Genomic DNA, 20,790 nt, shown 5'->3' on the forward strand with positions numbered 1-20,790 from the left:
ATGCCGCTGTCGAGCTTGAGCCAGCAGTCGAGCGGTTCGCCGGGCGCGGCCTGCTCGAGCATCTCCAGCGGCGAGGCCGACGCGCTCGCACCGCAGGTCGAGCCCGCCAACGCCGAGCGCCTTGAACGTGCACAGGCCTGTCTGGACGCGGGCGACACCGAGCGTGCGCGGCAGCTGCTGTCGGAAGTCGAGTCCAGCGACGACGCCACGGCGCGCAGCGTCGCCTCGCGCATGCGCCAGGGCCTCGGATGACCGATGCCGACGCCCCGGCGCCGGCCGGGGAGGGCCTGCAGCGGTACGCGCTGGCGGTCGAGTACGACGGCAGCGCCTTCAGTGGATGGCAGCGCCTGAGCCCGCACAGCGAGCCCGAGCGCACGCCGCTGCCCACCGTGCAGGCTACGCTGGAGAACGCCCTGTCCTTTGTGGCGGGGCGCCCCGTCGAGACGGTCTGCGCCGGCCGCACCGACGCGGGCGTGCATGCCTCGGGGCAGGTCGTGCACTTCGACTCGAGCGTCCGCCGCGAGCCGCGCGGCTGGGTGCTCGGCACCACGTCGCGCCTGCCGCCGGAGGTGTGCGTGCGCTGGTGCGTGCCGGTCGCCCGGGATTTCCATGCGCGTTTTTCCGCACGGACCCGGCGCTACGTCTATCGCATCCTCAACCGCGCGGTGCGGCCGGCCCTGCAACGCCAGTACCTGTCCTGGGAGCGACGGCCGCTTGACGCGGCCGCGATGCACCGGGCGGCACAGTCGCTCCTCGGCGAACGCGACTTCTCCGCCTTCCGCACCGTGCACTGCCAGGCCGCGCACGCACGCCGGGAGCTGCAGAGGATCGAGGTCCGCCGCGTCGACGACGTCGTGGAGGTGGATGTGCAGGCCAACGCATTCCTGCATCACATGGTCCGCAATATCGTCGGCAGCCTGCTTCTCGTCGGGCGCGGAGAACGGCCGGAGGACTGGATCGGCGAGGTCCTCGAAGGTCGCGACCGCACCCTGGCGGGTCCGACGGCACCGCCGACCGGGCTCGTCTTCATCGGCCCCCGTTATCCGGCCAGCTGGAACCTTCCCTCCGAGGTCAGCCTGTGAATCGAACCCTGTTCCGCACCCGCATCAAGTTCTGTGGCTTCACCCGTCCGGGCGACGTGCGCCTGGCCTGCGAGCTCGGGGTCGACGGCATCGGCTTCGTGTTCTCCGCCAGGAGCCCGCGCCGCATCGCACCCGAGGAAGCCCGTGCGATGCGCCAGGCGCTCGCGCCGCTGGTGGACGCGGTCGCGCTGTTCGCCGACAACTCGCTGGACGAGGTGCGCGACGTGGTGCGGCAGGTACGGCCCAGCCTGCTGCAGTTCCACGGCAGCGAGGACGACGCCTTCTGCCGCAGCTTTGGCCTGCCTTACCTCAAGGCCGTGCCCATGGGCGACGAGATCCAGGCCCCGCACTACCTGCAGCTGCGCTGGCCGGGCGCGGCGGGCTTCCTGCTCGACAGCCACGTGCAGGGCGGGCAGGGCGGCACGGGGAAGACGTTCGACTGGACGCGCATACCCAGGGACCTGCAGAAGCCCTACGCGCTGGCCGGCGGCCTTACGCCCGAAAACGTCTTCGACGCCGTCATCACCGCCACGCCCTGGGCGGTGGACGTGTCCAGCGGCATCGAGAGCGCTCCGGGCATCAAGGACGGCGACCGGATGCGCCGCTTCGTCGAGGAAGTGCGGCGCGCGGACTGCCACACGGACAGTGCGGTGCCGGTCTGCTGAGGAAAGCCTTGCCCGCGATCGCCTAGACTTGAGGGCCGCCTCCCCGGCGGCATGCTGGTGATCGCCGAATGTCCGCTGCAAGCCCGCTCGATTTCCACGCCTTTCCCGACGCCGAGGGCCATTTCGGCCGCTTCGGGGGGCGCTTCGTCGCCGAAACGCTGATCGGGCCGCTGCAGGAGCTGGCGGCCGCCTACGACGCCGCGCGCGTGGACCCGGCGTTCATCGAGGCCTTCGACCGCGACCTCGCGCATTACGTCGGTCGCCCCAGCCCGATCTACTTCGCCGAGCGGCTGAGCCGCGAGGTCGGCGGCGCGCGCATCCTGCTCAAGCGCGAGGACCTCAACCACACCGGCGCGCACAAGATCAACAACACCATCGGCCAGGCGCTGCTCGCCAGCCGCATGGGCAAGAAGCGCATCATTGCCGAGACGGGCGCGGGCCAGCACGGCGTCGCCAGTGCGACGGTGGCCGCGCGCCTGGGCCTGGAATGCGTGGTCTACATGGGCGCGACCGACATCGAGCGCCAGAAGATCAACGTCTACCGCATGAAGCTGCTGGGCGCGACCGTGGTGCCCGTGAGCAGCGGCTCGGCCACGCTCAAGGACGCGCTCAACGAGGCCATGCGCGACTGGGTGACGAACGTGGCCGATACGTTCTACATCATCGGCACGGTCGCCGGGCCTGACCCGTACCCGCGCATGGTGCGCGACTTCAACGCGGTGGTCGGGCGCGAGGCGAGGGCGCAGATGCTGGCCGAATACGGGCGCCTGCCCGATGCCGTCACCGCCTGCGTGGGCGGTGGCAGCAATGCCATCGGCATCTTCCACGCCTTCCTCAACGATGCCTCGGTGCGCCTGGTCGGCGCCGAGGCGGCGGGCGACGGCATCGACACCGGCCGCCACGCCGCCTCGCTCGCCGCGGGCCGCCCGGGCGTACTGCACGGCAACCGCACGTACGTGATCTGCGACGACGACGGCCAGATCATCGAAACGCATTCGGTATCCGCGGGCCTGGACTATCCCGGAGTCGGCCCGGAGCACGCCTTCCTCAAGGAGACGGGCCGCGCGGACTACGTGGGCGTGACCGACGACGAGGCGCTGGCCGCCTTCCACCGCTTGGCGCGCACCGAGGGCATCCTGCCCGCGCTGGAATCGAGCCATGCCATCGCGCAGGCGATCAAGCTGGCCCACGAACTCCCGAAGGACGCGCTGGTGCTGTGCAACCTGTCGGGCCGCGGCGACAAGGACGTGCACACCATTGCCGCACGGGACGGCATCACGTTCTGATGCCGTAACGTACGGCGGCCCCGGTCGCTTCCCGCACTTGTCCGTCTACCGGGAAGAAGAAGCCAAGGGCGGGCGAGGCTTCGGCGAAGCGGAAGTGCGCCCGAGCCGATCCGGTCGCCAACCCGCCTCCGCAACATCGCATGCCTCTGCGCCGACACCTCCGGCTCGGCGCCGGGCTCGAACACAGCTCTCCGGACCCACCGTGAATCGAATCGACACCCGCTTCGCCCAGCTCGCGTCCGCCGGCCGCAAGGCCCTCGTCCCCTTCGTCACCGCGGGTGATCCGTCGCTCGCGGCGACCGTCCCGGTGATGCACGCCCTGGTCGAGGCGGGTGCCGACGTGATCGAACTGGGCGTGCCGTTCTCCGATCCCATGGCCGATGGCCCGACCATTCAGCGCAGTTCCGAGCGTGCGCTGTCCCGTGGCGTGGGCCTGGACTACGTGCTCGGCTGCGTGCGCGAGTTCCGCTCCCGTGATGCGCGCACGCCGGTCGTGCTGATGGGCTACCTCAATCCCGTCGAAATCCGCGGTTCGCGGCGTTTCGCAGCGCAGGCGGCGGAAGCCGGCGTCGACGGAATCCTGCTCGTCGACCTCCCGCCCGAGGAAGCCGCTGAGTTCCGCGAGGCGTTCGAAGCATCCGGCGTCGCGCTGATCCTGCTCGCCTCGCCGACCACGTCCGACGCGCGCCTGTCGATGCTCAGGTCGCTCGCCCGCGGCTATCTCTACTACGTGAGCTTCGCGGGCGTGACGGGCGCGGACCGCCTGGACACCGGCGCGGCGGGCGAGCGGCTCCGCACGATCCGCGCGGTCACCACCGTGCCCGTGGTGGCCGGCTTCGGCATCCGGGACGCGGCCAGCGCCGCCGCGATGGCGGTCGACGCCGATGGCGTGGTGGTCGGCAGCGCCCTGGTGAACGCGATCGCCGATGCCTCCGACCCGGCCGCCGCGGCCCGGGATTTCCTCGCCCCGCTTCGCACCGCGCTCGACGGTTGAGGCGCGCAGGGCGCTGCTGCCGCTGAGCTACACTGACCTGCTGGCCGCACGGCGGCCCCAAGCTGAACAGGAGAGAGCCCCAGCATGTCCTGGCTCAAGAAGCTCATGCCCTCCGGCATCCGCACCGATGCCGGCGCCGCGCGCCGCCGCAGCGTGCCCGAAGGCCTTTGGGAGAAGTGCGACCGCTGCGCTGCCGCGCTGTACCGCCCCGAGCTCGAGGAGAACCTCGAGGTCTGCCCCAAGTGCAACCACCACATGCCCATCCGCGCCCGCGCGCGGCTGGCCTCGCTGTTCGATGCGGGCAGCACGCGCGAGATCGCGGCCGAGCTCGGCCCCACCGACGTGCTGCGCTTCCGCGACCAGAAGAGGTACGCCGACCGCATCAAGGCCGCGCAGAAGTCGACCGGCGAGCGTGATGCGCTGGTCGCCATGCAGGGCAAGCTGGCCGGCCGCGACCTGGTGGCCGCCTCGTTCGACTTCGCCTTCATGGGCGGCTCCATGGGCTCGGTGGTCGGCGAGCGCTTCACGCGCGCGGCCGAGACCGCGCTCGAGCTCGGCTGTCCGTTCGTGAACCTCTCCGCCTCCGGTGGCGCGCGGATGCAGGAGAGCCTGTTCTCGCTCATGCAGATGGCCAAGACCTCGGCCGCGCTCGGTCGCCTCCGCGAAGCCGGCCTGCCGTACATCTCGGTGCTCACGCATCCCACCACCGGCGGCGTTTCGGCCTCCTTCGCGATGCTCGGCGACATCAACATCGCCGAGCCCGAGGCACTGATCGGCTTCGCCGGCCCGCGCGTGATCGAACAGACCGTGCGCGAGAAACTGCCCGAGGGCTTCCAGCGCTCGGAGTTCCTGCTCGAGCACGGCGCGATCGACCTCATCTGCGACCGCCGCGAGATGCGCGACAAGCTCGCCGCGCTGCTCGCCCTCCTCATGCGCCAGCCGGCGCCCGAGGCGGCGACGGCCTGAGCCGCCCGACGCGGCGTCGACATCGCCGCGCCCCCCGAAACGGACCCGAACACTCCATGACCCGCAAGTACTTCGGCACCGACGGCATCCGCGGCCGCGTCGGCGAAGGCGCGATCTCCGCCGACTTCGTCCTGCGCCTGGGCAATGCCTATGGCCACGCCCTGCGCTCGCGCGCGCCGGCCTGGCGCAAGCCCGTGGTCATCATCGGCAAGGACACGCGCATCTCGAACTACATGTTCGAGGCCGCGCTGGAGGCGGGCCTGGTCGCCGCCGGCGTCGACGTGCAGCTCATGGGCCCCATGCCCACGCCCGCGGTCGCCCACCTCACGCGCTCGCTGCGCATGGACGGCGGCATCGTCATCTCCGCCTCGCACAACCCGCATCACGACAACGGCATCAAGTTCTTCTCGGCCGAAGGCGAGAAGCTCGACGACGCCACCGAGCTGGCCATCGAGGCCGCGCTGGACGAGCCCTTCCGCACCGTCGCCTCCGAGGAACTCGGCAAGGCCGTGCGCACGCGCGACGCGCTGGGCCGCTACGTCGAGGCCTGCAAGAACTCCGTGCCCAAGGGCTTCGACCTCGGCGGCATGCGCATCGCGATGGACTGCGCGAACGGGGCGACCTACCAGATCGCGCCGATGGTCTTCCGCGAGCTCGGTGCGCGCGTGACCACGATCGGCGTGGATCCCAACGGCGTGAACATCAACGACGGCGTGGGCTCGACGCACCCGGAAACGCTCGCGCGCCACGTGGTCGAGAGTGGCGCCGACCTCGGCATCGCCTTCGACGGCGACGGCGACCGCGTGCTGTTCGTCGACGCCGAAGGCGTCGTGCGCGACGGCGACGACCTGATCTACGTGCTCGCCACCGACTGGCGCGAGAGCGGCCGCCTGCAGGGTCCGGTCGTCGGCACGCTGATGACCAACTTCGGCCTGGAGCAGGCGCTGGGCGCGCTGGGCATCGACTTCATCCGGGCCAAGGTCGGCGACCGCTACGTGCACCAGCAGCTGATCGCCAACCGCGGCGTGCTGGGCGGCGAGGCCTCGGGCCACCTGCTCTGCCTGGATCGCGTCAGCACGGGCGACGGCATCGTCAGCGCGTTGCAGGTGCTCGAGGTGCTGCGTCGCCGCGGCATCGGCCTCGCGGAAGCGCTGGCGGGCCTGCGGAAGGTGCCGCAGAAGACCGTCAATGTCCGCTATGCCGGCGATACCAAGCCGGCCGAGGCCGAGTCGGTGAAGGCCGCGCTCACCGTCGCACAGCAGGCCGTGCAGGGGAGGGGGCGCGCCTTCCTGCGCCCGTCCGGCACCGAGCCCGTCGTGCGCGTGACGGTGGAGGCCGACGACGCGACGCTGGTGCAGTCCACCCTCGACGCGCTGGCCGATGCGGTCCGCGCGGCCGCCTTGACCGCGGTCAAGTCCTGATTCCCCGACGCCGGCCATCCTGCCGCGTCCCATCTGCCGGTCCCGCCATGAGCCAGATCCCCACCCTCGACATCCAGCGCTTCGACAACGCCGCTTCGCAGGCCGATCGCGACGCCTTCGTCGCCGAACTCGGCGCCACCTACCGCGAGTGGGGTTTCGCCGGCGTGCGCAACCATGGCATCCCGCAGCAGCTCATCGACGACGCCTACCGCGTCTTCGCCGAGTTCTTCGCGCTGCCCGAAGAGGTCAAGCGCAAGTACCACATCGAAGGCGGCGGCGGCGCGCGCGGTTATACGCCCTTCGGCATCGAGACTGCCAAGGGCGCGCAGCATTACGACCTGAAGGAGTTCTGGCACATCGGTCGCGAGATCCCGCGCGACTCCAGGTACGCCGACGTGATGCCGCCGAACGTCTGGCCGGAGGAGGTGCCGGAGTTCCGCGACGTCGGCTACCGCCTCTACAACGCGCTGGATGCCCTGGGCTCGCGCATGCTCTCGGCGCTCGCGCTGCACATCGGGCTGCCGGAGCACTACTTCGCCGACAAGACCGATCAGGGCAATTCGATCCTGCGCCCCATCCACTACCCGCCTATCACCACGCCGGACGTGCCCAACGTCCGCGCGGGCGCGCACGAGGACATCAACCTCATCACGCTGCTGGTCGGTGCCAGCGCCGAAGGCCTGGAGGTGCTGTCGCGCAAGGGCGAGTGGATTCCCTACACCGCGCAGGCCGACACCATCGTCGTCAACATCGGCGACATGCTGCAGCGCCTGACCAACCACGTGTACCCGTCGACCACGCACCGCGTCGTCAACCCGCCGGGCGAGAAGGCACGCCAGCCGCGCTACTCCACGCCGTTCTTCCTGCATCCGAACCCGGACTTCGTGATCGACGTGCTGCCTTCGTGCATCACGTCGGACAACCCGAGCCGCTATCCGGAACCGATCACCGCGCAGGGCTATCTCGAGGAGCGGCTGCGCGAGATCAAGCTCAAGTAACATCCCCGCGCCCGAACACCAGGAGTCACGCATGCGCCGTCGGATTGTCGCCGGAAACTGGAAGCTGCACGGAGACCGCGGGTTCGCCCTCGGCCTCGTCGATGCCATCGCCGCGCAGCCGGCGCCGCAAGGCGTCGAACGGGTGATCCTGCCGCCGCTTCCCTACCTCGGCGAGCTGGTCGAGCACTGCCGTGGGCGCGATCTCGCCTTCGGCGCGCAGGACGTCAGCGCGAACGAGAAGGGTGCCTTCACCGGCGAGGTCTCGGCCTCGATGCTGGTCGACGTGGGCGCGCGCTTCGGCCTGGTCGGCCATTCGGAGCGGCGGATGTACCACCATGAAACCAGCGAGCTCGTCGTGCGCAAGTTCCTGGCTGCGAAGAAGGCGGGCCTGACGCCCATCCTCTGCGTCGGCGAGACCCTGGACGACCGCAAGGACGACAAGACCTGGTGGCGCATCGAGCAGCAGCTGGAGCCGCTTCTGGAGGCGCACGGCGCCGCGCCGCTGGACGGTGCCGTGATCGCCTACGAGCCCGTCTGGGCCATCGGCACGGGGCATACCGCCACGCCGGAGCAGGCGCAGGAGGTCCACGCCTTCATCCGTGGCGAGATCGCCGAGTACGATGCTAGAATCGCCGGCTCGCTGCCCATCCTCTACGGTGGCAGCGTGAAGCCCGACAACGCCGTCGCGCTCTTCGCGCAGCCGGACGTGGACGGCGGACTGGTCGGCGGCGCCTCGCTGGTGGCCGACGACTTCCTCGCGATCGCCCAGGCGGCCGCACGCTAAGCCTTCGACGGGTTCCTGCCCATGCTGTTCCTCAACATCATCTACGTGCTGCTGGCGATCGCGATGATCGCGCTGATCCTCATGCAGCGTGGCGCGGGCGCGCAGGCCGGTTCCGGCTTCGGCGGCGGTGCCTCCGGCACGGTGTTCGGGGCCCGCGGCTCGGCGAACTTCCTGTCCAAGTCGACCAAGTGGCTGGCCATCGCCTTCTTCGGCCTGAGCCTCTTCATGGCCTGGCAGGCCACGCGCGCCACGCGCACCCCGGCGACGGAAGCGGGCGGTCTCATGTCCGAGCTGCCGGCGGTGCCTGCGGGCGCCGTGCCCGCGGCCCCGGTCGACGGCGCCGTCCCGGCGCTGCCTGCGCAGCCGGGCGGCGCACCTGCCGCGCCTGCCGCGCCTGCCGCTCCCCCGACGACCACGCAACCGGCTCCGCAGGCGACGACTGCGCCGCAGCCGGCCGCTCCGACGGGTGGTTGATTCGTGTAATTCGGTTACAATAGTGAACTCCGGTCAGGGATCACCGGGGCGGGGCGGCAAAGGCCTCCCACAGTCACGGACGACGCGAGATTTGCCCAGGTGGCGGAATTGGTAGACGCACTACCTTGAGGTGGTAGCGACGCAAGTCGTGGGGGTTCGAGTCCCCCCTTGGGCACCATAGTGAAGCAACCCCGACGCGTGCGGGGGCGCCATGCGGCCAGCGGCCGCAGAGGCACCCCGAGGTCTGCCGCCGCGAGACCGAGAGAACACGAGTGCTGGCCGAATACCTGCCGACCCTGCTGTTCCTGATCGTCGCCGGCGGTATCGGCGTCGCCCTGATCGTCATCGGCCGCCTTCTCGGCCCGAAGACGCCGTCCGCAGAGAAACTGCTGCCGTACGAGAGCGGCTTCAACGCTTTCGAAGACGCGCGCATGCAGTTCAACGTGCGCTATTACCTGATCGCGATCATCTTCATCGTCTTCGACCTGGAGATCGCGTTCGTCTTCCCGTGGGCGCTCGTGTTCCGCGAACTCGGGGTCTTCGGCCTGATCGAAATGGGCATCTTCCTGGCGCTGTTGGTGATCGGATTCGCCTACGTCTGGAAGAAGGGTGCCCTCGAGTGGGAGTGACGCCATGGGCGCCCTCGAGAAATTCTCAAACCTGATGCACAACCCGCTGCCCGAGGGGCGGCTGGACGACATCCTGCTGCCCGAGGACCAGAACCCGGTCATGCAGCAGGGCTTCGTGACCACCAATCTCGACGCGCTCTGGAACTGGGCGCGCACCGGCTCGATGTGGCCGATGACGTTCGGCCTGGCCTGCTGCGCCGTCGAGATGATGCACGCGGGCGCCTCGCGCCTCGACCTCGACCGCTACGGCGTCGTGTTCCGCCCGTCGCCGCGCCAGTCCGACGTGATGATCGTGGCGGGCACGCTGGTCAACAAGATGGCGCCGGCGCTGCGCCGCGTCTACGACCAGATGCCCGACCCCAAGTGGGTCATCTCGATGGGCAGCTGCGCGAACGGCGGCGGCTACTACCACTACTCCTACTCGGTGGTGCGCGGCTGCGATCGCATCGTGCCCGTCGACATCTACGTGCCCGGCTGCCCGCCGACCGCGGAGGCGCTGACCTACGGCATCCTGCAGCTGCAGAAGAAGATCCGTCGCGGCACCAACTTCGGCGAGCAGCGCCAGGGCGTGCGCGCATGAGCGAGTCCGTCACCGCCGTCGGAAATCCGCTGGCTGCGCGCCTCGCGGCGCGGTTCACCGAAGCCGGCGTCCACGTGGCCGAGCCGCGTGGGGAAGTGACCCTCGACGTGCTGCACGCGTCCTGGCTGGCCACGGCCGTGGCGCTGCGCGACGAGTTCGGCTTCGAGCAGCTGGTCGACCTCTGTGGTGTCGACTACCTCGGCTACGGCACGGACGAGTGGGATACCTCGGTGTCCTCGGAGGGCTTCTCGCGCGGTGTGGAAGGCAAGGGCCCCGGCCGCTTCGCCTGGGGCGAGCTTCCCAATGGCGCGGCCGCCGCGCCCGAGCGCCGCTTCGCGGTCGTCGCGCACCTGCTCTCGGTGCAGCACAACCTGCGCCTGCGTGTCCGCACCTTCGCGCCGAACGACGACGTGCCGGCCGTGGCGTCGCTGGTCGACGTCTGGCCGGGCGTGAACTGGTTCGAGCGCGAGGCCTTCGACCTGTTCGGTATCGTCTTCGACGGGCATCCGGACCTGCGTCGCATCCTCACCGACTACGGTTTCGTCGGCCATCCCTTCCGCAAGGATTTCCCGTTGATCGGCAACGTGGAGGTGCGCTACGACGCCGAGCGCCGCCGCGTCGTGTACCAGCCGGTCACCATCGAGCCGCGCGTGCTCGTCCCGCGCGTGATCCGTGACGACGCGCGCTACGAAACCTCGCAGGGCGAACAGGCCCAGCGCACGGAGGCCCGTCGATGAGCGCTGTCACTCCGGTCGGCCTGGCCGACGACATGGGGGCACCGGCCAAGCGCGTCGGTGATCCCGAGATCCGCAACTACTCGCTGAACTTCGGCCCGCAGCACCCGGCCGCGCATGGCGTGCTCCGCCTCATCCTGGAGATGGACGGCGAGGTCGTGCGGCGCGCCGATCCGCACGTGGGCCTGCTGCACCGCGGCACCGAGAAGCTCGCCGAGTCCAAGCCGTTCAACCAGTCGGTGCCGTACATGGACCGGCTGGATTACGTCTCGATGATGTGCAACGAGCACGCCTACGTGCGTGCCATCGAGACGCTGCTGGGCATCGAGGCTCCGGAGCGCGCGCAGTGGATCCGGACGATGTTCGACGAGATCACGCGCATCCTGAACCACCTGATGTGGATCGGATCGAACGCGCTCGACCTCGGCGCGATGGCCGTCTTCCTCTACGCGTTCCGCGAGCGCGAAGAGCTCATGGACGTGTACGAGGCGGTCTCGGGCGCGCGCATGCACGCGGCCTACTACCGCCCGGGCGGCGTCTACCGCGACCTTCCGGACCGCATGTCCAAGTACCGCGAGTCGCCGTGGCGCAAGGGGAAGGACCTCAAGCGCTTCAACGAGGCGCGCGAGGGCACGCTGCTCGACTTCATCGAGCACTTCACGCGTGAGTTCCCGGCGCGCGTGGACGAGTACGAGACGCTGCTCACCGACAACCGCATCTGGAAGCAGCGCACCGTCGGCATCGGCGTGGTGACGCCGGAGCAGGCGCATGCGTGGGGCATGAGCGGCCCGATGCTGCGCGGCTCGGGCATCGCCTGGGACCTGCGCAAGACCCAGCCGTACGCGCGCTACGACCAGGTCGACTTCGACATCCCCATCGGCACGGGCGGCGACTGCTACGACCGCTACCTGGTCCGCGTGGCCGAGATGCGCGAGTCGAACAGGATCATCCAGCAGTGCGTGAAGTGGCTGCGCGCCAATCCCGGCCCCGTGATCGTCGACAACTTCAAGGTCGCCCCGCCCAAGCGCGAGGAGATGAAGGACGACATGGAAGCCCTCATCCACCACTTCAAGCTCTTCTCCGAAGGCTATTGCGTGCCGCCGGGCGAGACCTATGCCGCGGTGGAGGCGCCCAAGGGCGAGTTCGGTTGCTACATGGTTTCCGATGGCGCGAACAAGCCGTTCCGCCTGAAGATCCGCGCGCCCGGCTTCGCGCACCTCTCGTCGATGGACGCGATCGTCAAGGGCTACATGCTGGCCGACGTGGTCGCGATGATCGGCACCTACGACATCGTCTTCGGCGAAATCGACCGCTGACGCGGCGACGACCGGATTACGGACTGCAATGAAAGCGACCGGCAATTTCGAGGCCTGCCAGAACGTCGACCCGATGGTCGCGTTAACGGACGCCACACGCGCGCACATCGACCACTGGCTGGCGAAGTTCCCCGCCGACCGCCGGCGCTCGGCCGTGCTCCAGGGGCTGCACGCGGCGCAGGAGCAGAACGGCGGCTGGCTGTCGGACGAGATCATCGCGGCGGTCGCCAAGTACATCGGCATCCCGCCGGTCTGGGCCTACGAGGTCGCGAGCTTCTACTCGATGTTCGAGACGGAGAAGGTCGGCCGCCACAACGTCGCCTTCTGCACGAACATCAGCTGCTGGCTCAACGGTGCGCAGGAACTGGTCGAGCACGCGGAGAAGAAGCTCGGCTGCAGGCTGGGCGAGTCCACGGCCGACGGCCGCGTGTACCTCAAGCGCGAAGAGGAATGCCTCGCCGCCTGCTGCGGGGCGCCGGTCGTCGTCATCAACGGCCATTACCACGAGAAGCTCGACGCCGCGAAGGTGGACGAGCTGCTCGACGGGCTGGAGTAAGGCGCGATGGCGCATTCCCACCACGACTATTCCAAGGGCTACGGCCCGGTCGGCCCGGCGCCGCAGGAGCACAACGTCGTCTACACGACGCTGCACTTCGACACGCCCTGGTCGTACGAGAACTACCTCAAGACCGGCGGCTACGCAGCCTGGCGCAAGATCCTCACCGAGAGGATCGAGCCTGCCGCGATCATCGACATGGTCAAGGCCTCGGGCCTTCGCGGCCGCGGCGGCGCGGGCTTCCCGACGGGCCTGAAGTGGTCGTTCATGCCCAAGGGCCCGGGCCAGAAGTACATCCTCTGCAATTCCGACGAGTCCGAGCCCGGCACCGCCAAGGATCGCGACATCCTGCGCTACAACCCGCACGCCGTCGTCGAGGGCATGGCGATCGCCTGCTACGCGACGGGTTCGACCGTCGCCTACAACTACCTGCGTGGCGAGTTCCACCATGAGCCGTTCGAGCACTTCGAGCAGGCCCTCAAGGAAGCCTACGAGAACGGGTGGCTGGGCAAGAACATCCTCGGCAGTGGCGTCGACGTGGACATCTTCGGCGCACTCGGTGCAGGCGCCTACATCTGCGGCGAAGAGACCGCGCTGATGGAGTCGCTGGAAGGCAAGAAGGGCCAGCCGCGCTACAAGCCGCCGTTCCCCGCCAACTTCGGCCTCTACGGCAAGCCGACGACCATCAACAACACCGAGACCTACGCCTCGGTGCCCGCGATCATCCGCAATGGCGCCGAATGGTTCGCGGGCCTGGGCAAGCCCAACAACGGCGGCCCGAAGGTGTTCTCGGTCTCGGGTCACGTGAACAACCCGGGCAACTTCGAGATCCGCCTGGGCACGCCGTTCTCCGAGCTGCTGCAGATGGCCGGGGGCGTCCGCGGCGGCCGCAGGCTGAAGGCGGTGATCCCGGGCGGCTCGTCGATGCCGGTGCTTCCGGGCGAGACCATGCTCGGCCTGACGATGGATTACGACTCGATCCAGAAGGCGGGCTCGGGCCTGGGTTCGGGCGCGGTCATCGTCATGGACGAGACGACCTGCATGGTGCGCGCCTGCCAGCGCATCGCGCGCTTCTACTTCAAGGAGTCGTGCGGCCAGTGCACGCCCTGCCGCGAGGGCACGGGCTGGATGTACCGCATGCTCACGCGCATTGTCGAGAAGACCGCCACGCTCGACGACCTGCACATGCTGCGCGCGGTTGCCGGGCAGATCGAGGGCCACACCATCTGCGCCTTCGGCGAGGCTGCGGCGTGGCCGGTGCAGGGCTTCCTGCGCCACTTCTGGCATGAATTCGAATACGCGATCGTGAACAGGCGCTTCCTCGTTGACGACGAGGCCGCGGGCACGGTCGTGCAGCAGGTGGCCGCCGCATGAGTGCGCAACCCGTCAACCCGAACCTTCCGCCCGACCACGTCACCGTCTTCATCGACGGTGTCGAGACGGCCGCGCCGAAGGGCTCGATGATCATCCAGGCCGCCGACAAGGCGGGCATCCCGATCCCGCGCTTCTGCTACCACGACAAGCTGAGCGTCGCCGCGAACTGCCGCATGTGCCTGGTCGAGGTCGAGAAGATGCCCAAGCCCGCACCGGCCTGCGCCACGCCGGTGATGGACGGAATGAAGGTCGCCACGCGCAGCGAGAAGGCCCTCAAGAGCCAGCGCAACGTGATGGAGTTCCTGCTGATCAACCATCCGCTCGACTGCCCGATCTGCGACCAGGGCGGCGAGTGCGAGCTGCAGGACCTGTCGATGGGCTACGGCCGGTCGATCAGCCGCTTCTCCGAGCGCAAGCGCACGGTGCCCGACGAGGACATCGGTCCGCTGGTCGCCACCGAGATGACGCGCTGCATCCAGTGCACGCGCTGCGTGCGCTTCACCGCGGAAGTCGCCGGCACCTACGAACTCGGCGGCATGTACCGCGGCGAGAACCTGCAGATCGGCACCTACGACGGCAAGCCGCTGACGACGGAGCTTTCCGGCAACGTCATCGACGTCTGCCCGGTCGGCGCGCTGACCAACAAGGTGTTCCAGTTCCGCGCCCGTCCGTGGGAGCTGATGGCGCGCGAGTCGCTGGGCTACCACGATGCGCTCGGCAGCAACCTGTTCCTGCACGTGCGCCGCGGCGAGGTGCTGCGCACGGTCCCGCGCGAGAACGAGGCGGTCAACGAGTGCTGGCTGTCGGACCGCGACCGCTACTCGCATGAAGGCCTGTACGCGGGCGACCGCGCGGTCGCGCCGATGGTCAAGGAAGGCGGCGAGTGGCGCGAGGTCTCGTGGGAGCAGGCGCTCGCGCGTGCGGCGCAGATCCTTCGCGACAACGGTGCCGACGAGCTCGGCATGCTCGTGCATCCGTCGACCTCGAACGAGGAAGGCGCGCTGCTGGCGCGCCTTGCCGAGGCCTTGGGCACGGGGAACATCGACCACCGCCTGTCGCAGGTCGATCTTTCCGATGGGGCGGTCGCCGAGCCCTTCGCGATGCCGGTCGCCGATATCGAGCGGGCCAACGCCATCGTCATCGTCGGCTCCAACATCCGCCACGAGCTGCCGCTCGTGCATGCGCGCATCCGCAAGGCCTGGACGCGCGGCGCGAAGGTCCACGTCGTCAACCCGGTCGATTTCGACTTCACCTTCGAGGTCGCCAGCCGACGCATCGTCGCGCCTTCCGCGATCGCGCAGGTGCTCGGTGATGCCGGGCTTCGCGATGCGCTGCACGGTGTCGAGTCGGTTGCCGTCATCGTGGGTGCCATCGCGGAGAACGGCCCGCATGCCTCGGCCATCCGCAGCGCCGCCCGCGAGCTGGCGACGGCGACCGATGCCCGGCTTTGCCGCGTTCCCCAGGGTGCGAACGCGCTCGGGCTCGCGCGCCACGGCGTGCTGCCGACGTCGCGCGACGCCGTGGCCATGCTCGTCGAGCCCCGCTCGGCCTATCTGCTCTACGGCATCGAGCCGGGCCTGGATTTCGCGTCGCCGGCACAGGCGCTGGCCGCGCTGAATGGCGCGCAGGTCGTGGCCTTCAGCCACTTCGCCTGCGAGTCTACGCGCGCGGTGGCCGACGTCATCCTGCCGATCGGCCTGCTGCCGGAAATCGACGGCACGCTGACCAACCTCGACGGCCGTGACCAGGTCGCCGTGGCGGGTGGGAAGCTGCCGGGCGATGCACGGCCGGGCTGGCGCGTCATCCGCGCACTTGCCGGTGAACTCGGCGCATCCGGTTTCGACTTCGTCGATTTCGCGGGCGCGCGTGCACTCGTGACGCCCCGCGCGGTCGTGCCCGCGGCCAAAGCCGCGCCGACGCTGGGGCAGGGCGGCGGGCTGGAGATCGCCACGTCGCCCGCGATCTATCGCAGCGACGCGGTCGTGCGCCGCTCGCCCGCGCTGCAGGCGCATCCGCTCAACCATGCGCCGCGCGCGCTGCTCAACCCGCAGGACGCCGACGCGCTCGGCATCGAGTCCGGCGCGATGGCGCGCTTCGCCGTGGCCAGCGGCCGTGCGGCGCTGCCGGTGGAACTCAGCACCAAGGTGGCGCCGGGCACGGTGTACGTCGAGGGCGGCCATGCCGCCACCGCGCCGCTGGGCGCGGGACGCGTCGAAGTCGGGAGGGCCTGAGGCCGATGATCGGTAACGAACTCGTCGATCCGCTGCGCGACTGGCTGCTGGGCCTCGGTGCGGCAGGCGCCGTGGCGTGGATCGTGCTCAAGATCCTCGCGATCACGATGCCCGTGATCATCGCGGTGGCGTTCTACGTCGTCTGGGAGCGCAAGCTCATCGGCTGGATGCACGTTCGCCACGGGCCCATGTACGTGGGCATGGGCATCTTCCAGGCGTTCGCGGACGTCTTCAAGCTGCTGTTCAAGGAAGTGATCCAGCCCGTACGTGCGGAAAAGGGCCTCTACGTGCTCGCGCCGCTGCTCGCGCTGGTTCCGGCGTTCGCGGCCTGGGCCGTGGTGCCCTTCGACACGCGCCTGGTGCTCGCCGACGTCAATGCGGGCCTGCTGTACCTGCTGGCGATGACCTCGCTGGGCGTGTACGGCGTCATCCTCGCCGGCTGGGCATCGAACTCGAAGTACGCCTTCCTGGGTGCCATGCGCGCCGCGGCGCAGGTGGTTTCGTACGAGATCGCCATGGGCTTTGCGATGGTGGGCGTGCTCATCGCGGCCGGCACGTTGAACCTGAGCGGTATCGTGATGGCGCAGGCGGGTGACGCGGCGCTGTTCGAGTGGTTCATGTGGCCGCTGCTGCCGCTGTTCGTCGTCTACTTCATCTCGGGCGTGGCGGAAACCAACCGCGCTCCGTTCGACGTGGTCGAGGGCGAGTCGGAGATCGTCGCCGGCCACATGGTCGAGTACTCGGGATCGCAGTTCGCGCTGTTCTTCCTGGCCGAATACGCGAACATGATCCTCATCAGCTTCCTGACGTCGCTGTTCTTCGTCGGCGGCTGGCTCAGCCCGTTCCACGGCCTCGGCATTCCGTTCCTGTCGGCCGATGGCTGGTGGTGGCTGCTGATCAAGGTGGCGTTCTTCGCCAGCGCGTTCATCTGGTTCCGTGCGTCGTTCCCGCGCTACCGCTACGACCAGATCATGCGGCTGGGCTGGAAGGTCTTCATTCCGCTGACCATCGCGTGGATCTGCGCCACCGCGCTGATGGCGTACTACGGCGTCTTCGAGCCGGGCCGGTGAGGGACGCGAGCACTCCATGAACCGCATTGCCGCCTATTTCAAGAGCCTGCTGCTCCTCGAGCTGCTGCAGGGCCTGTGGCTGACGCTGAAGTACCTCTTCAAGCCGAAGTACACGGTCATGTACCCGATGGAGAAGATCCCGCAGTCGCACCGCTTCCGCGGCATCCATGCGCTGCGCCGGTACCCGAACGGCGAGGAGCGCTGCATCGCCTGCAAGCTGTGCGAGGCCGTCTGCCCCGCGCTGGCGATCACCATCGATTCGGAAAAGCGGGCCGATGGCACGCGCCGCACCACGCGCTACGACATCGACCTGTTCAAGTGCATCTACTGCGGCTTCTGCGAGGAGTCGTGCCCGGTGGACTCGATCGTGGAGACGCACATCCTCGAGTACCACTTCGATGCGCGCGGACAGAACGTCGTGACCAAGCCGCAGCTGCTGGCGATCGGCGATCGCCTCGAAGCCGAGCTCGCCGAGCGTCGCGCCGCCGACGCCGCCTACCGCTGAGGCCGCCATGGACTTCGCGACCATCGCTTTCCTGTTCTTCGCCGCGACCGCCACGGTCTCGGCCATCGCCGTCATCAGCCTGCGCAATCCGGTCCATGCCGTGCTGTCGCTGGTGCTGACGTTCTTCTCGGTCGCCTGCACGTGGATCATCGCCGGCGCCGAGTTCCTGGGCATCGCGCTGATCCTCGTCTACGTCGGCGCCGTCATGGTCCTCTTCATGTTCGTCGTGATGATGCTGGACATCGACGTGGGGCCGCTGCGCCGCGGCTTCGTGCGCTACCTGCCGGTGGGCCTGCTGGTCGCCGTCGTCATGCTCGTGGAGATCGTGACCCTCATCGGCGTGCGTGCAGCGTCCACGCAGGCGTTCCCGGCGAATGCCGCGGCGGATGGCGACGTGCCGAACACCGTCTGGCTGGCGCGCACGCTGTTCACCGATTTCATGCTGCCGTTCGAGGTGGCCGCGGTGATCCTCACGATCGCCGTGGTGGCGGCCGTCATGCTCACCCTGCGCCATCGCGAGGGCGTGCGTTCGCAGGATCCCGCCTGGCAGGCGCGCGTGAAGGCGGGCGACCGCCTTCGCATGGTGAAGATGGCGCCCGTCCGCCCGGCGCCGGCCCGCTCCAACGACGGAGGCCAGGCATGAACCTGCTCGAAGGTGGCATCACGCTCGGCCACTACCTGGCGCTCGGCGCGGTGATCTTGTGCATCAGCGTCGCCGGCATCTTCCTCAACCGGCGCAACATCATCGTGCTGCTGATGTCGATCGAGCTGATGCTGCTCTCGGTCAACATCAACTTCGTGGGCTTCTCGCGCCACCTTGGCGATGCGTCGGGCCAGGTCTTCGTCTTCTTCATCCTGACGGTGGCGGCCGCGGAGGCCGCGATCGGGCTGGCGATCCTCGTCACGCTCTTCCGCAACCGGCGCACGATCAACGTGGCCGAAATCGATTCGATGAAGGGTTGATCGCCTGTGGAATACGCCATTTCCAAGTCCATCCTCGTCGCCATCGTCCTGGCGCCGCTGATCGGCTCCATCGTCGCCGGGCTCTTCGGCCGGAAGATCGGCCGCTCCGGCGCGCACTGGGTCACCATCATCGGCGTGGCGGTCAGCTGTGTCCTGTCGATGCAGGTGCTCTGGCAGCTCGCCGGCCAGGGCGCGGCGCCGTTCAACGAGAACCTCTACACGTGGTTCGACGTCGGCGGGCTCCAGGCGCACGTCGGCTTCATGGTCGACAAGCTCACGGCGATGATGATGGTGGTGGTGACCTTCGTGTCGCTGCTGGTGCACATCTACACGATCGGCTACATGGAAGAGGACCCGGGTTACCACCGGTTCTTCAGCTACATCTCGCTGTTCACCTTCTCCATGCTCATGCTGGTCATGAGCAACAACTTCCTCCAGCTGTTCTTCGGCTGGGAGGCGGTTGGCCTGGTGTCGTACCTGCTGATCGGTTTCTGGTTCAAGAAGCCGACGGCGGTGTTCGCCAACCTCAAGGCGTTCCTCGTGAATCGCGTGGGCGACTTCGGCTTCCTGCTGGGCATCGCCCTGCTTCTGATGGCCTTCGGCTCGCTGGACTACGGCACGGTCTTCGCCCGCGCGCCGACGCTCGCCAACCAGACGCTCGGCGGGCTGTTCGGCCAGGATCCCACCGCCGGGATCTGGGCCTGGGACGCGATGACGGTCGCGTGCATCTGCCTCTTCATCGGCGCCATGGGCAAGTCGGCGCAGGTGCCGCTGCACGTCTGGCTGCCGGACTCGATGGAAGGCCCGACGCCGATCTCCGCGCTCATCCATGCGGCCACCATGGTGACCGCGGGCATCTTCATGGTGGCGCGCATGTCGCCGCTGTTCGAGATGAGCCAGACGGCGCTGAACTTCGTGCTGTTCATCGGCGCGACCACGGCGTTCTGGACGGGCCTGATCGGCATCGTGCAGAACGACATCAAGCGCGTCGTCGCGTACTCCACGCTGTCGCAGCTGGGCTACATGACGGTCGCTCTCGGCGTCTCGGCGTACTCCGCGGCTGTCTTCCACCTGATGACCCACGCCTTCTTCAAGGCCCTGCTGTTCCTCGCGGCGGGCAGCGTGATCATCGGCATGCACCACGAGCAGGACATGCGCAAGATGGGCGGCCTGCGCAAGTACATGCCGATCACGTACTGGACCAGCCTCATCGGCACGCTGGCGCTGGTGGCCACGCCGCTGTTCAGCGGGTTCTACTCGAAGGACATGATCATCGAGGCCGCGCATCTGGCGGCGAGCCGCGAGGGTGCGTCCTGGATCGCGCACTATGCCTACTGGGCCGTGCTGCTCGGCGCGTTCGTGACGGCGTTCTACAGCTTCCGCCTGCTCTATCTGACCTTCCATGGCGAGGAACGGTTCCGCCACGCCGTGCCGTCGGATACGCATGCCAACGTCGACGCGGAGCACGAGGGCAGCCAGACGCTGCACGAGCCCCTGCACGACGACGGCCATGGCCACCACGACCATCACGGTCCCGTCGAGCCGCACGAGTCGCCCTGGGTGGTCACGGTCCCGCTGATCCTGCTGGCGATCCCGTCGATCTTCATCGGTCTGTTCACCGCCGGGCCCATGCTGTTCGGCACCGACTGGACGGGGCATCACCCGCAGTGGCCGTTCTTCCTCGGCGCGATCGACCTGGCGCCGGCGCGTGACACCGTCATGCTCCTGAAGGACCAGCTCTGGCACGGCCCGTGGCAGCTCGCCCTGCACAGCGTGCAGACGCCGGCGTTCTGGCTGACCGTGATGGGCTTCCTCGCGGCCACGCTGCTCTACCTCGTCAAGCCCGAGTGGGCCTCGGCCGCGCGCCGCACCTTCGCGCTGCCGGTGCGCGTGCTCGAGAACAAGTACGGTTTCGACAACCTGTGGATCGACGGCTTCGCGGGCGGCGGCATCGGCCTGGGCCGCGTGTCGCGGGCCATCGACAGCGCGGTGATCGATGGCGTCGCCGTCAACGGCAGCGCGCGCATCGTCGAAGTCGTCGCGCGACTGGCCCGACGCCTGCAGTCGGGTTACCTCTACCACTACGCGTTCGCGATGATCGTCGGCCTGATCGTGCTCCTGGCCTTCGTCATCCGCGGCTGGAACTGATCTGAGAGGGACGA

General features: G+C 68.8%; 22 protein-coding genes and 1 tRNA gene. All 23 read left to right on the forward strand.

Features of this window, described 5'->3' with window-relative positions; all coding sequences use genetic code 11:
* A partial coding sequence (locus tag EYQ95_RS18065; protein ID WP_132328893.1) for a FimV/HubP family polar landmark protein occupies positions 1-252 on the forward strand: 252 nt, incomplete at its 5' end.
* Positions 249-1,082, forward strand: coding sequence for a tRNA pseudouridine(38-40) synthase TruA (truA, locus tag EYQ95_RS18070; RefSeq protein ID WP_132328895.1), 834 nt, complete (start codon positions 249-251; stop codon positions 1,080-1,082). The genes EYQ95_RS18065 and truA, both read left to right, overlap by 4 nt.
* Positions 1,079-1,747 (forward strand): phosphoribosylanthranilate isomerase, encoded by a 669-nt coding sequence (locus tag EYQ95_RS18075; RefSeq protein ID WP_132328897.1) that lies wholly within the window; start codon positions 1,079-1,081, stop codon positions 1,745-1,747. Before truA ends, EYQ95_RS18075 begins: the two co-directional genes overlap by 4 nt.
* A 68-nt stretch (positions 1,748-1,815) precedes the next feature.
* Positions 1,816-3,033: a tryptophan synthase subunit beta gene (trpB, locus tag EYQ95_RS18080; protein ID WP_132328899.1), complete on the forward strand. Its 1,218-nt coding sequence runs from the start codon at positions 1,816-1,818 to the stop codon at positions 3,031-3,033.
* 202 nt (positions 3,034-3,235) lie between these two features.
* Positions 3,236-4,027 carry a tryptophan synthase subunit alpha gene (gene trpA / locus EYQ95_RS18085; RefSeq protein ID WP_132328901.1) on the forward strand — a complete coding sequence of 264 codons (792 nt, stop codon included), beginning with the start codon at positions 3,236-3,238 and terminating at the stop codon, positions 4,025-4,027.
* A gap of 84 nt (positions 4,028-4,111) precedes the next feature.
* Positions 4,112-4,993, forward strand: a complete 882-nt coding sequence (gene accD / locus EYQ95_RS18090) for an acetyl-CoA carboxylase, carboxyltransferase subunit beta (RefSeq protein WP_132328903.1) — start codon at positions 4,112-4,114, stop codon at positions 4,991-4,993.
* Positions 4,994-5,049: 56 nt separating this feature from the next.
* Positions 5,050-6,414, forward strand: coding sequence for a phosphoglucosamine mutase (gene glmM / locus EYQ95_RS18095; protein ID WP_132328905.1), 1,365 nt, complete (start codon positions 5,050-5,052; stop codon positions 6,412-6,414).
* Between the two features lie 47 nt (positions 6,415-6,461).
* Positions 6,462-7,412: an isopenicillin N synthase family oxygenase gene (locus EYQ95_RS18100; protein WP_132328907.1), complete on the forward strand. Its 951-nt coding sequence runs from the start codon at positions 6,462-6,464 to the stop codon at positions 7,410-7,412.
* A 31-nt stretch (positions 7,413-7,443) separates the two neighbouring features.
* Entirely contained in the window at positions 7,444-8,196 is a 753-nt protein-coding gene (gene tpiA, locus EYQ95_RS18105; protein WP_132328909.1) for a triose-phosphate isomerase, read from the forward strand.
* Positions 8,197-8,217: 21 nt separating this feature from the next.
* Positions 8,218-8,670: a preprotein translocase subunit SecG gene (gene secG, locus EYQ95_RS18110; RefSeq protein ID WP_370451290.1), complete on the forward strand. Its 453-nt coding sequence runs from the start codon at positions 8,218-8,220 to the stop codon at positions 8,668-8,670.
* 93 nt (positions 8,671-8,763) lie between these two features.
* Positions 8,764-8,848 (forward strand) — tRNA-Leu (locus tag EYQ95_RS18115).
* Positions 8,849-8,942: 94 nt separating this feature from the next.
* A complete protein-coding gene (locus tag EYQ95_RS18120) occupies positions 8,943-9,299 on the forward strand; it encodes an NADH-quinone oxidoreductase subunit A (protein ID WP_132328913.1) in 357 nt (118 codons plus the stop codon).
* A gap of 4 nt (positions 9,300-9,303) precedes the next feature.
* Positions 9,304-9,879 carry an NADH-quinone oxidoreductase subunit B family protein gene (locus EYQ95_RS18125; RefSeq protein ID WP_132328915.1) on the forward strand — a complete coding sequence of 192 codons (576 nt, stop codon included), beginning with the start codon at positions 9,304-9,306 and terminating at the stop codon, positions 9,877-9,879.
* Positions 9,876-10,616, forward strand: coding sequence for an NADH-quinone oxidoreductase subunit C (locus tag EYQ95_RS18130; RefSeq protein WP_132328917.1), 741 nt, complete (start codon positions 9,876-9,878; stop codon positions 10,614-10,616). The genes EYQ95_RS18125 and EYQ95_RS18130 overlap by 4 nt, the downstream gene beginning before the upstream one ends.
* A 32-nt stretch (positions 10,617-10,648) precedes the next feature.
* Positions 10,649-11,929 carry an NADH-quinone oxidoreductase subunit D gene (locus EYQ95_RS18135; RefSeq protein WP_132328984.1) on the forward strand — a complete coding sequence of 427 codons (1,281 nt, stop codon included), beginning with the start codon at positions 10,649-10,651 and terminating at the stop codon, positions 11,927-11,929.
* Between the two features lie 28 nt (positions 11,930-11,957).
* A complete protein-coding gene (gene nuoE, locus EYQ95_RS18140; protein WP_132328919.1) occupies positions 11,958-12,485 on the forward strand; it encodes an NADH-quinone oxidoreductase subunit NuoE in 528 nt (175 codons plus the stop codon).
* Between the two features lie 6 nt (positions 12,486-12,491).
* A complete protein-coding gene (gene nuoF / locus EYQ95_RS18145) occupies positions 12,492-13,859 on the forward strand; it encodes an NADH-quinone oxidoreductase subunit NuoF (RefSeq protein ID WP_132328921.1) in 1,368 nt (455 codons plus the stop codon).
* The gene (nuoG, locus tag EYQ95_RS18150; protein ID WP_132328923.1) at positions 13,856-16,090 is read left to right on the forward strand and encodes an NADH-quinone oxidoreductase subunit NuoG; all 2,235 of its coding nucleotides are present in this window, start codon (positions 13,856-13,858) and stop codon (positions 16,088-16,090) included. The genes nuoF and nuoG overlap by 4 nt, the downstream gene beginning before the upstream one ends.
* Before the next feature lie 5 nt (positions 16,091-16,095).
* Positions 16,096-17,160 (forward strand): NADH-quinone oxidoreductase subunit NuoH, encoded by a 1,065-nt coding sequence (gene nuoH, locus EYQ95_RS18155; protein WP_132328925.1) that lies wholly within the window; start codon positions 16,096-16,098, stop codon positions 17,158-17,160.
* 16 nt (positions 17,161-17,176) lie between these two features.
* Positions 17,177-17,665 (forward strand): NADH-quinone oxidoreductase subunit NuoI, encoded by a 489-nt coding sequence (nuoI, locus tag EYQ95_RS18160; protein WP_132328927.1) that lies wholly within the window; start codon positions 17,177-17,179, stop codon positions 17,663-17,665.
* 7 nt (positions 17,666-17,672) lie between these two features.
* On the forward strand, positions 17,673-18,308 hold the full coding sequence (locus tag EYQ95_RS18165; RefSeq protein WP_132328929.1) for an NADH-quinone oxidoreductase subunit J: 636 nt from the start codon (positions 17,673-17,675) through the stop codon (positions 18,306-18,308).
* On the forward strand, positions 18,305-18,628 hold the full coding sequence (gene nuoK / locus EYQ95_RS18170) for an NADH-quinone oxidoreductase subunit NuoK (RefSeq protein ID WP_132328931.1): 324 nt from the start codon (positions 18,305-18,307) through the stop codon (positions 18,626-18,628). The genes EYQ95_RS18165 and nuoK overlap by 4 nt, the downstream gene beginning before the upstream one ends.
* A gap of 6 nt (positions 18,629-18,634) precedes the next feature.
* A complete protein-coding gene (gene nuoL, locus EYQ95_RS18175) occupies positions 18,635-20,776 on the forward strand; it encodes an NADH-quinone oxidoreductase subunit L (protein WP_132328933.1) in 2,142 nt (713 codons plus the stop codon).
* The last annotated feature ends 14 nt before the right edge of the window (positions 20,777-20,790 follow it).

This window comes from Lysobacter sp. N42 (assembly GCF_004344885.1).